We start from the raw sequence: 12,460 nt of genomic DNA on the forward strand, positions 1-12,460 counted from the left end.
GCACCACTTTTGTGGAAGTAGTTTTGGCGAAGTAAAACATTAGTAATTAACATCTTCCGTATTTTTTAGAATCCACATTATGCCAAAGCTAAAAAAGAAGGAATACAAATTTTTTTATTATGTCTGAATTGACAAACCAAGAAGCATTATTAAATGCAAACGTAGCACCAGAACAATTTGATTGGGATTCTTTTGAATCAGGTCTTGACGCTGATGCAAGAAAAGAAAAAAATGATTTAGAAGAAATCTACAAAGGTTCTCTTAATGATCTTTCTGAAACTGATGTAATCATCGGTAAAGTAGTAAGATTAACTGATAAAGAAGCAATTGTAGATATCAATTTCAAATCAGAAGGTGTAATTTCTCTTAACGAATTCCGTTACAACCAAGGTTTACAAGTAGGTGATGAAGTAGAAGTAATGGTAGACAGAAGAGAAGATAAATCTGGTCAATTACAATTATCTCACAAAAAAGCTAGAACGCTTAAAGCTTGGGATAGAGTAAATGAATACCACGAGTCTGGAGAAATCGTAAACGGTTTCGTAAAATCTAGAACTAAAGGTGGTATGATTGTAGATGTTTTCGGTATCGAAGCATTCTTACCAGGTTCTCAAATTGATGTTAAACCAATCAAAGATTACGATCAATTCGTAGGTAAAACTATGGAATTCAAAGTGGTGAAAATCAACCCAGAATTCAAAAACGTAGTTGTATCTCACAAAGCGTTAATCGAAGCTGATATCGAAGGTCAGAAAAAAGAAATCATCGCTCAATTAGAGAAAGGTCAAGTTCTTGAAGGAACTGTTAAGAACATTACTTCTTACGGTGTATTCATCGATTTAGGAGGTGTAGATGGTCTTATCCACATTACAGATCTATCTTGGTCTAGAGTTAACCATCCATCAGAAATCCTTTCAGACGGACAAGTGGTGAAAGTGGTTATCCTTGATTTCGATGATGAGAAAACTAGAATCCAATTAGGTATGAAGCAATTAGAAGCTCATCCTTGGGATGCTCTTTCTGCTGATTTAAAAGTAGGTGACAAAGTAAAAGGAAAAGTAGTAGTTCTTGCTGACTATGGTGCATTCGTAGAAGTTGCTCCAGGTGTAGAAGGTCTTATCCACGTTTCTGAAATGTCTTGGTCTACTCACTTAAGATCTGCTGGTGATTTCGTGAAAATTGGTGACGAAGTAGAAGCTGTAGTTCTTACTTTAGATAGAGAAGAAAGAAAAATTTCTTTAGGAATTAAGCAATTAACTCCAGATCCATGGGCTGATATCCAAACTAAATATCCGGTTGGTTCTCAACACGTTGGTACTGTAAGAAACTTCACCAACTTTGGTGTATTCGTAGAACTAGAAGAGGGAATTGATGGTCTTATCTACATTTCTGATCTTTCTTGGACTAAGAAAATCAAGCATCCATCTGAGTTCTGTGCTGTAGGTGATAAACTAGACGTAATCGTTCTAGAATTAGATACTGAAGCTAGAAGACTTTCTTTAGGTCACAAACAATTGACTGAAAATCCTTGGGATAAATTCGAAACTAAATATGCAGAAGGAACTGTTCACTCAGGAAAAGCTACAGATGTTTTCGATAAAGGTGCTCAAGTTCAGTTCGAAGATGCTGAAGTAGAAGCTTTCGCTCCTTCTAGATTATTAGAAAAAGAAGATGGTTCTAAAATCAAAAAAGGTGAAACTGCTGATTTCAAAGTAATCGAGTTCAACAAAGAATTCAAAAGAGTAGTAGTATCTCACACTGGTATCTTCAGAGATGAAGAGAAAAAAGTTGCAAAGGAATCTAAGCCAGCTGCATCTTCTTCAGGTGAAGAAAAATCTACACTTGGTGATATCGATGCTTTAGCAGAATTAAAGAAAAGAATGGAAGAAGGTAAATAATCTTCCTGATATTTCATAAATTTTAAACCGTCTCATTTTATAAATGAGGCGGTTTTTTTATGTTTAACCTATAACTCATTGATTTACTTGTCATTGATTTCAGTTTTTATCAATAAAAATTGCAAAAGATATTTGCTTGTTTCAAAGAAAATTAATAATTTTGCAACCTGTTAATCAACCTCTGACGAAAGCCGTGAACGTTGTTTAGCTTTCCAAAAATTATTTTTATAAAAAATGGATTTATTAAAGTACGTACAAGACAAGTACATTGCTAAAAAAGAATTCCCAGAATTCAAAACTGGTGATACCATTACTGTGTATTACGAAATTAAAGAAGGTAACAAAACGAGAACTCAGTTCTTCAAAGGAGTTGTAATTCAACTAAGAGGAACAGGTGCTACTAAAACTTTCACCATCAGAAAAATGAGTGGTGATGTAGGTGTAGAAAGAGTTTTCCCAATCAACATGCCTGCTTTACAAAAAATTGAAGTAGATAGAAGAGGTAAAGTTAGAAGATCTAGAATTTTCTACTTCAGAGATCTTAGAGGTAAGAGAGCAAGAATCAAAGATGCTGCTTACAAAAAGTAATCACCTCTCTAGAAAAAAGAATAAAAGCATTCCAAAAATTTTTGGAATGCTTTTTTATTTTATGGAATTAAAGAATTTTAAAAATTCTCAAATATTGAATCTGTTAAGGTTCAAAAGCCTCGAATTTTCCGTTTTCGTAGAAGAAAACAATTCTCTTGATTTTATTTTCTGTAGATAAATTTGTAATTGATTGATTTACAATATTTTGAACATCTGAAATGTCTTCCTGAACTTCTAATCGCTGAGAATCGCTTATTTTTTCTTTTTTTGGAGTAGGGAAAGGTATATTAAATTCTCGCGGCGTTTCTTTTTGAAGATTTTCTTGAATAAAAATTTCATTTTTATAATCTTCATCAATTAATGTAAAAAGATCAGGCGAAGAATTATCTTCCTCTAGATTTATTTTCGATTCGCTAGTCGATAGAGCAGAATCATTTTGTAGCATTTCTCCTTGACCTAAAATAATCCAATCCCAACTGATTTCAGGAAATCTGTTTTTGATCTTGACAATGAATTCTAGGGAAGGTTTATTTCTCCCCGAAATGATATGTGAAATACTTGAACGCTGAACATCTATTTCGTCTGCAAATTCTGATGCGGTAAATCCAGAATATTCTAAAATTTTAGTAAATCTGTCATTTATATTCATGTTACAAATGTAATAATTATAATTTACATAAGTAAATACAATTGTAAACAAAACGAAAATTTGTAATTTTACATTTGTATAAACATTGCTAAAACCATTATGAATAAAGGATTTTAAATAATTTACAATATTAAAATTCTAAATTATTTTTCTAATAAAGTACAAAAAAAACTCTCATTACTGAGAGTTAAAATTTTATTCGTGATGATGAAGATGCTTTTCATCGTCTGGATTAAATTTAAGTTTCCTGTCTTTTTTCTTCTTTGGAAAAAGTAATGAGAAGAATACACTAGCTCCTAAAATGCTTACAATGATTAACAAGGAATGCGTAGTAGTAAAGCCCCATTCTTCTAGATAACTATGTCCTAGCATTTTTAACCCAATGAATGTGAGTAATGCTGCTAAACCTATTTTTAAGAATCTAAACTTATCGATAATTCCTGCTAATAGGAAGAACATAGAACGAAGTCCGATAATTGCAAAAATGTTCGAAAAGAAGACAATATAAGGATCTTTAGTCACCGAAAATATTGCAGGAATAGAATCTACTGCAAAAATCAAATCGGTAAATTCTATGATGATAAGAACTAAAAATAATGGCGTAAGTTTCTTTACTCCATCAATTGTTACAAAGAATTTACTACCTACAAAATGTGGATGAACTTTAAAATATTTATTGGCAAATCTTACAACAGGGTGGTTCTGAGTATCTATTTCCTCATCTTTATCTTTATCCACAAACATTTTAATACCTGTAAATACCAAAAACGCTCCAAATACATACATTATCCAGCTGAATTTTTCAATTAAAGCTGCACCTACGAAGATGAAGATGAAACGCATTACGATAGCGCCTAAAATGCCCCAGAAAAGAACTCTGTGGTAATTTCTTTGTGCCACTCCGAAAGCTGTAAACACCAACACGATTACAAATATATTATCTACTGATAATGCATATTCTACTACATAACCTGTAAGATATTCTAATCCTAAATTCTGATTATAAAGTGCAATACTGTGCTCTAAATCATTCGGAATTACCGTAATAGGATGGTGATGTTTGTTAATCACCGTTTGTAATTTCTCAATACTATCAATTCCATGGAGCATATGTCCATAAGTAATTAACAGAAAATAAAAGCCTAAAGACAAACAAACCACGAAAAAACTCATTAATCCAGCTTGTTTCAGTGAGATGGTGTCTGATTTTTTGTGCAATAGTCCTAAGTCTAAAGCTAATATGAAAAAGATGAATACTACAAAGGATAGTAAAAACAAAGTCTCGTTTGACATAAATTTTAAAATTTTAAGTGGTCAAAGATAACCATAATTAAGAAAATTTCAATGTATTACATTTGTAAATAAACGAAACCTGAAAACTTTATTAACTTTAAAAATGTTTAATGGTATAACTCTACAAATGGCTTTACTAACAGGATTTAAGTATTAAAGTATATTTATAAATTAGCTTTATATAAATTTTATAAAATACTGATTATGTTTATTTTATATTTTTTAATTATGAAAAATGTAATTAACAATATTTTCCACAGACATTATGTCTTTTTTTATTGTTTAAATAATTTACAAATGTTAATTAGGAGATTAATTCTTTTTATAGTATTTTTGAATCGTCAAAATTTATCCACATTATGCATTCTACTTTTCAGTATCAGAAAAACCCTAATTTCTCAAATCGTTATATTTCGCCTAAATGCCTTCAAAATTTTCTACAAGAGAATCTCAGCGATTACATTACTTTAATGGGTACTTCTACTCTAGGACTTCCTATCTATAAATTTTCTTATGGTTCTGGTGATATCAATATTTTGGCTTGGTCCCAAATGCACGGAAATGAGAGCAATTCTACTCATTGTATGTTGGATTTGTGGTTTTCTTTAGAATTTCAACCTCAACTCAAAGAGAAATTATTCCAAAATATATCTTTAGATTTCATTTTTATGCTCAATCCAGATGGTTCTAAAGTTTGGTCGCGCAGAAATTCTCTTGATATAGACATGAATAGAGACTATTTACAGAATGCAAGCTGCGAAATGAAGCTCTTAAAAGAAATTGCGTTTTCTAAAAAATATGATTACGCATTGAATTTACACGAACAGAGAACTATTTTTTCTACAGATGGTAAAAATCCCGCTACTTTATCATTTTTAGCGCCTTCAGAAGATTATGAGAGGACGGTTACCGAAAATCGTAAAAAAAGTATGGCGGTTATTGCAAGTATATATAATGTATTAAGAATGCAAATTCCTAATCAAATCGCAAGATATTCTGATGAGTTTTACCCAACTTCTACTGGTGATAATTTCATGAGAGCTGGGATTCCAGTAATTTTATTTGAAGGTGGTCATTTTCCTGATGATTATCAACGTTTTGGGACTAGAAAATATTACACAATTGCTTTATATACAGCACTTTCTAGTATTGGATTGTTAGATAGAAAAACGTTTGGTTATGAAACATATTTCGAAATTCCTGAAAACAAAGAATCGCATTTTGATGTTATTTATAGAAATGTGAAACTTAATACCGATTTTGAATGTGTATTAGATGTTGCGGTTCAATATAAAGAAGAAATCAAAGAAGGAGATGAAGAAATATCTTTTGTTCCTATTGTAGTAGAAGTGGGAGACCTGCACAGAAAAAAGGGTTGGAAAGAAATAGATTGCACAGGAAAAAAATTTATTTCAGGGAACAAATTTCCTAAACTAGAAGCAATTCAGAACTTTACTATAGAATAAATTAACAATTTTATTCTTTATATTATAGATTTAGCCTATTAATATTTGAAAAATTATTAGGTTTTTTTATTTTCCAAATTTTATTTTATAAAAAACTTGTTTCTTGATTTATATCATAAAAGTTTACAAATATTTTAGCTTAAATAATTGATTGATAATATTTTATTTTTTTTATTTTTTCAAAAAGTTTACAAAAAATTTTAGGCATTGTTAAATTTAACATAAAGTAGTTGTATTTTTATTTACTTTTGATTCGTAAAAAATTAAATATAACTATGGAGAAGGTAACAACTAATTTTGCCTATGAAGAAACACTAAAATACTTTAAAGGAGACGATTTAGCAGCCAGAGTTTGGGTAACCAAATATGCATTGAAAGATTCTGATGGGAATATTTATGAAAAAACACCTGATGATATGCACCAAAGAATTGCTTCTGAGGTTGCGAGAATAGAAAAAAAATATCCCAATCCGCTTTCCGAAGCAGAAATTTTTGATCTAATAAAAGACTTTAAATATATCATTCCGCAAGGAAGTCCGATGACGGGAATTGGGAATAATTTTCAGATTGCTTCGCTTTCAAACTGTTTCGTAATCGGTAACGGAACCAATAGTGATTCTTATGGAAGCATTATGAAAATAGACGAAGAGCAAGTTCAACTCATGAAGCGTAGAGGTGGAGTTGGTCACGATTTGTCATACATTCGTCCAAAAGGTTCTGCGGTAAAGAATTCTGCGCTTACTTCTACAGGTTTAGCGCCGTTTATGGAGCGTTATTCTAATTCTACCAGAGAAGTAGCTCAAGATGGAAGAAGAGGTGCTTTAATGCTTTCTGTGTCTATAAATCATCCTGATTCTGAGGATTTTATCAATGCTAAATTAGAGCAAGGAAAAGTAACAGGTGCTAATATTTCGGTGAGAATTGACGATGAATTTATGAAAGCCGTGAAATCTGATTCAGAATATGAGCAGAAATATCCTGTTTTTAGCAAAAATCCGAAGTTTACCAAAACTATTTTCGCAGAAGATTTATGGGAAAAAATAGTCTATAACGCTTGGAAATCAGCAGAACCAGGAATTCTATTCTGGGATACGATTATCAGAGAGTCTATTCCAGATTGTTATGCAGATTTAGGTTTTGAAACGGTTTCTACTAATCCTTGCGGCGAAATTCCGCTTTGTCCGTATGATTCTTGTCGATTGATTGCCATTAACCTCTATTCTTATGTAGAAAATCCATTTACCAAAAAGGCAAAATTTAATTTTGAATTATTCAAAAAACATGCAGCTTATGCACAAAGAATGATGGATGACATCATCGATTTGGAAATGGAGAAAATTGATGCAATTTTAGCAAAAATTGAAAAAGACCCAGAAAACGAAGAAATTAAACATACTGAAAAACAACTCTGGGAAAAAATCCGTAAGAAAACCCTTCAAGGAAGAAGAACAGGAGTAGGAATTACAGCAGAAGGTGATATGTTGGCGGCTTTAAATTTAAGATATGGAAGTAAGGAAGCGAATGATTTTTCAGTAGAAGTTCATAAAACTTTGGCGCTTTCTGCGTATCGTTCTTCGGTAGAAATGGCGAAAGAAAGAGGTGCTTTTGAGGTTTTTAATGCAGAAAAAGAAAAGAATAATCCTTTCATTTTGAGATTAAAAGAAGCAGATGAAAATCTGTATCAAGATATGGTGAAATATGGCAGAAGAAATATCGCTTTATTAACCATTGCACCAACTGGAAGTACCAGTTTGATGTCTCAGACTACTTCAGGAATTGAACCGGTATTTTTGCCTGTTTACAAGCGTAGGAGAAAGGTAAATCCTAATGATAAAGATGTGAGAGTGGATTTTGTAGATGAAGTGGGAGATTCTTGGGAAGAGTACATTGTTTTCCATCATCATTTTAAAACCTGGATGCAAGTAAATGGCTATGATATTTCTAAAAATTATTCCAACGAAGAAGTTCAAGATTTAATTGAGAAATCTCCGTATTACAAAGCTACTTCTAATGATATTGACTGGCTCAGCAAAGTAGAAATGCAAGGTGCGATTCAAAAATGGGTAGATCATTCTATTTCGGTAACTATCAACATTCCTAATGAAGCCACCGAAGAATTGGTGAATCAACTTTACATCAAAGCTTGGGAGGTTGGTTGCAAAGGTGTTACGGTTTACAGAGACGGTTCCAGAAGTGGAGTTTTGGTTTCTGCAGATGATAAAAAAGAAGATAAAGATGAGGAAGAAACTACTTCATCTTTAGAAGCTTTCCCTACAAAAAGACCTCAAATTTTAGAAGCTGATGTGGTGAGATTTCAAAATAATAAAGAAAAATGGATTGCTTTTGTAGGTTTGGTTAATGGTAGACCTTATGAAATTTTTACAGGTTTGGCAGATGATGAAGAGGGAATTATGCTTCCACGTTGGGTAAATGAAGGTTTAATCATTAAAAATAGAGACGAAAACGGCGTTTCTAGATATGATTTCCAATTCAAGAATTTAAGAGGTTATAAAACCACTATTGAAGGGCTTTCTCATAAATTTAATCCAGAATTCTGGAATTATGCGAAACTGATTTCAGGTACTTTAAGACACGGAATGCCAATTGAAAACGTGGTAGAATTAATCAACAGATTAGAGCTAGATTCTGAATCTATCAATACTTGGAAAGCGGGTGTTGCAAGAGCTTTAAAGCGCTATATTCCTGATGGAACCGAAGTTGACGGACATAAGTGTAGCAATTGTGGTTCAGATCAAGTGGTTTATCAAGAAGGTTGTCTGATTTGTAAAAATTGTGGAAATTCTAAATGTGGGTAAGAGTCGGAAGATGGAAGACGGAAGTCCGAAGATTAAAAAAGTTGACTTTTATTTTGACTTTCCTTAGGAATCTAAATAATTTTTTTTAATTTATAAACAATGAGCCACAAATCTTTGTGGCTTTTTAATTTTCTAATATCTTTGATAGTCTTAAAAAATTCAAAATTTATTTACCATAATCCAAAAGGAAGTAAATTTTGAATTTTTAACTCGAAACAAAAAACTTTATGAATAAAAAATTAAAACTTTGGGACGCAACCATGCTCGTGATGGGTTCCATGATTGGAAGCGGAATTTTCATTGTTTCTGCGGATATGATGAGAAATCTCGGTTCTGGTTATTGGCTCATCGTCGTGTGGATTATTACTGGAATTATGACGGTTGCAGCCGCTTTAAGCTATGGCGAACTTTCGGCAATGTTTCCAAAAGCAGGTGGACAATACACTTATATTACAGAAATTTTCGGAAAAAGACTCGGATTTTTGTACGGTTGGGGAATGTTTACCGTAATTCAAACAGGTACCATTGCAGCAGTTGCAGTAGCTTTTGGGAAATTTTCGGCGTATCTTTTTCCCGCGCTCAATGATGCGGCTCCGCTTTTCCAAAGTGGCGAATTTAAAATTACTTGGATTCAAATCCTTGGTATTGCGGTGATTTTGTTGCTCACTTACATCAATACTCGAGGTGTAGAAAGCGGAAAATTGCTTCAAAATATTTTCACAGGTTCTAAAATCGTTGCGCTTTTAGGGTTGATTTTTTTAGGATTTATTTTGGTAAAAGAATCTTTTTGGAACGGAAATATGAGTTTCGGTTGGGATTCTTTCAATAATTTGGTCAAAGATGACAAAGGAAATTATCTGAAACTCGGTTGGGAATCTATTTCTGGAGCTACGCTTTTCGGAGGAATTGCTGCAGCAATGGTTGGTTCCGTTTTCAGTTCTGTAGCTTGGGAAAACGTGACTTTTGTTTCTGGTGAAATAGAAAATCCACAAAAAAATGTGGTAAAAGCGATGGTTTTAGGAACGATTTCTGTGATGGTTTTGTATTTGTTGGTAAATTTCGTTTATCTGAATGCTTTAGACAGAGATTCCATCGCATTTGCAGCGAATGATAGAGTAGCAGTTGCTGCTTCGGAAAAGATGTTTGGTAGCTTAGGAACGATTATTATGGCGGTTTTGGTGATGATTTCTACTTTTGGTTGTGTGAACGGAATTGTTTTGGCTGGAGCTAGAGTTTTTCAAACGATGGCAAAAGACGGATTATTTTTAAAATCTGCCATTGAAAATAATAAAAATGGCGTTCCCGAAAAATCTCTTTGGATGCAAGGAATTTGGGCTTCGCTTCTTGCTTTAAGCGGACAATACGGCGATTTATTAGATATGATTTCTTTTGTGATTGTGCTGTTTTACATGATTACCGTTTTTGGAGTAATTTATATGAGAATAAAACAACCGAATGCAGAAAGAAGTTACAAAACGTGGTTATATCCTGTTACGCCGATTATTTATTTGCTGATTGGAACAGCGTTTTGTGTACTTTTATTTATTTACAAACCAAATTACACTTGGCCAGGATTGATTCTAATTTTAATTGGTTTGCCAGTGTATTACGTGATTAACAAAAGGAATTCTGAGAAGTAAATAATTAAAAAATAAAGAAATTAATGATTAGAGTCGGGCTTTTGTCCGACTTTTTTATGGGAAATTCAATTGTTCAAGCTGAGTTTTTTTGAATGCAACTTATATTTATTATTGTAAAAAATAAAAAGATATACAGATTTATTATAAATTATTAAGTTAAATATTTTTATCTCTTATTTTGATTTCCAAATGTTGTTTAATTGTCAGATATAAATTGCTCATATTTTTCACTGAGAAAAAATTTGTATTTAAATAATTTCCGAAATTTATTTAATAATTCCTCTTTTAATTGATCGGTTGCATTTGTTTTAGCGAACATTTTAACGCATAATAAATTAAAAATTATTACACCACTTAATAGATGAGGTTTAGGCTTATTCCAATCATAATTAATGGTTATATTTTTATCATTAATATAATTTAAATGATTCTCTACTAAATCTTGCCAATTTCCGTGAATAAAGTGACTTGATAAACCATAAAATACATTATAAATTTCATTTATTTGAGATGTTAAATCTATTTTTTTCAATCTTTTTTTTAAACTTTTCCAATTAGAACTTTTATTTAGTTCTTCAATTTCAATTTCAGAAATATTAAAAGATTTTTCAATTGAAAGTTTCATTCTCTTTTCTATATTTAACTCAATTCCGTTTCTTTCTTCTATGTTTTTTTTAATGATTTCATAAAGTTTTTTTTCTGACAATAATGAATATTTTACATAATTATTATAAACATTTTCTTCCCCATTTGTTAAAAAATAAAGAATATTAATTTGAGTTTCGTAAATACTTCTGCTTAAGATATAACATATTTCTAATTTGTTTTCGCAAACGTTTTGTAAAAATGAAGTATTAATTTTTGCAAGGCGGATTAGATTACCTGCTAAAATTGCTGAATCACGATTTAAATTAATAGGTTTTCCGATTTCGTCTATGTACTTTGAGTGAATGATTTTATGTAATTGTTGAATAGTGTATTTGAGTAGTTCAACGGTAGCAAACATAAATTCATTTTCGCTTGAAAACTTTAAAATTTCTTCTTCTGTGAAAAGTTTTGCCATAAATTTAATTTATTATTGCAGAATAGCCAAATATACGCAACCAACTCCAACTTTTCTCAAAAAAATTCCCGAAATTTGACTAAAATTTCTTTCATGTCACATTCTCACGATCACGCTCATAGTCATGTTACAGCGCTAGATTTAAACTCTAAAAAACTAAGAAACGCTTTTTACATTGGGATTTTCCTTAATTCAGCTTTTGTGATTATAGAAGCAGGAGTTGGTTGGTCTCAGAATTCATTGGCTTTGCTTTCAGATGCAGGACATAATCTCAGTGATGTGGTGAGCTTGATTTTGGCGCTCATTGCCTTTAAATTAATGTATTCAAAGGCTACACAATCTTATACTTACGGTTATAAAAAAGTGACGGTTTTGGTGGCTTTGCTTAATGCTTTAATCCTTTTTGCAGCAGTTGGCGGAATTATTTTCGAAGCGGTTTTTAGATTTTACAATCCTCAACCTTTGCAAGGAAAAGTAATGGCAATTGTTGCGTTTATTGGGATTATCATCAATGCGTTGACTGCTTATTTTTTCATGAAAGATAAAGACAAAGACCTCAATATTAAAGGCGCTTATTTACACATGGCAGCAGATGCTTTGGTGAGTTTGGGTGTGGTAATTGCTGGTGTTGTGATTATCTTTACCAATTGGTTTTGGTTAGATTCTGTGATGAGTATTGTGATTGCTTTGGTGATTCTCTACGGAACTTGGAGTTTGTTTACCCAAAGTCTAAAATTGGCTCTTGATGGAGTTCCGGAAGGAGTAGATTTCAATAAATTAAAAGAAGAAATTCTAGCAATTGACGGAGTGAAAGATTTTAAACATCTTCATATTTGGGCTTTAAGCACGACTGAAAATGCATTGACTGCTCATCTTCAAGTTGAAAAATCACTTTCTCACAATGAAATTGAAAAGTTGAAAGATAAAGTAAAACATGAATTAGAGCATTACAACGTTCACCATACTACTTTAGAAATTTACTTTAATGACAGGGAATTTAAGGAAGAGGAAATGCTTTAGAAGTATGAGTTATGAAGTATGAGTTAT

General features: G+C 31.9%; 9 protein-coding genes. 6 read left to right on the forward strand and 3 right to left on the reverse strand.

Features of this window, described 5'->3' with window-relative positions; all coding sequences use genetic code 11:
• The first annotated feature begins 119 nt into the window (after positions 1-119).
• Both rpsA and rplS read left to right on the forward strand, forming a co-directional pair.
• On the forward strand, positions 120-1,898 hold the full coding sequence (gene rpsA / locus QO190_RS09955) for a 30S ribosomal protein S1 (protein WP_371461485.1): 1,779 nt from the start codon (positions 120-122) through the stop codon (positions 1,896-1,898).
• A gap of 234 nt (positions 1,899-2,132) precedes the next feature.
• The gene (gene rplS, locus QO190_RS09960) at positions 2,133-2,486 is read left to right on the forward strand and encodes a 50S ribosomal protein L19 (protein WP_371461483.1); all 354 of its coding nucleotides are present in this window, start codon (positions 2,133-2,135) and stop codon (positions 2,484-2,486) included.
• 103 nt (positions 2,487-2,589) lie between these two features.
• Here rplS and QO190_RS09965 read toward each other — a convergent pair whose 3' ends face one another.
• Positions 2,590-3,186: a helix-turn-helix domain-containing protein gene (locus tag QO190_RS09965; RefSeq protein ID WP_371481316.1), complete on the reverse strand. Its 597-nt coding sequence runs from the start codon at positions 3,184-3,186 to the stop codon at positions 2,590-2,592.
• A 144-nt stretch (positions 3,187-3,330) separates the two neighbouring features.
• Complete coding sequence (locus tag QO190_RS09970; protein WP_371461481.1) at positions 3,331-4,428, reverse strand: TerC/Alx family metal homeostasis membrane protein; 1,098 nt, start codon at positions 4,426-4,428, stop codon at positions 3,331-3,333.
• 359 nt (positions 4,429-4,787) lie between these two features.
• Between QO190_RS09970 and QO190_RS09975 the strand changes: the two genes are divergently transcribed.
• The 3 genes from QO190_RS09975 to QO190_RS09985 all read left to right on the forward strand — a co-directional run bounded on the left by QO190_RS09975 (position 4,788) and on the right by QO190_RS09985 (position 10,350).
• A complete protein-coding gene (locus QO190_RS09975; RefSeq protein ID WP_371461480.1) occupies positions 4,788-5,894 on the forward strand; it encodes a peptidase M14 in 1,107 nt (368 codons plus the stop codon).
• Between the two features lie 275 nt (positions 5,895-6,169).
• Entirely contained in the window at positions 6,170-8,710 is a 2,541-nt protein-coding gene (locus QO190_RS09980; protein WP_371461479.1) for an adenosylcobalamin-dependent ribonucleoside-diphosphate reductase, read from the forward strand.
• A gap of 227 nt (positions 8,711-8,937) precedes the next feature.
• Positions 8,938-10,350: an APC family permease gene (locus QO190_RS09985; protein WP_371461478.1), complete on the forward strand. Its 1,413-nt coding sequence runs from the start codon at positions 8,938-8,940 to the stop codon at positions 10,348-10,350.
• A 196-nt stretch (positions 10,351-10,546) separates the two neighbouring features.
• Here QO190_RS09985 and QO190_RS09990 read toward each other — a convergent pair whose 3' ends face one another.
• Positions 10,547-11,413 (reverse strand): DUF5677 domain-containing protein, encoded by an 867-nt coding sequence (locus QO190_RS09990; protein ID WP_371461477.1) that lies wholly within the window; start codon positions 11,411-11,413, stop codon positions 10,547-10,549.
• A gap of 93 nt (positions 11,414-11,506) precedes the next feature.
• Between QO190_RS09990 and QO190_RS09995 the strand changes: the two genes are divergently transcribed.
• The gene (locus QO190_RS09995; protein WP_371461476.1) at positions 11,507-12,433 is read left to right on the forward strand and encodes a cation diffusion facilitator family transporter; all 927 of its coding nucleotides are present in this window, start codon (positions 11,507-11,509) and stop codon (positions 12,431-12,433) included.
• Positions 12,434-12,460: the final 27 nt, after the last annotated feature.

Origin of the sequence: Cloacibacterium sp. Arc13, from assembly GCF_041431305.1 — a bacterium.
GTDB classification, from domain to species: Bacteria; Bacteroidota; Bacteroidia; order Flavobacteriales; family Weeksellaceae; genus Cloacibacterium; species Cloacibacterium caeni_B.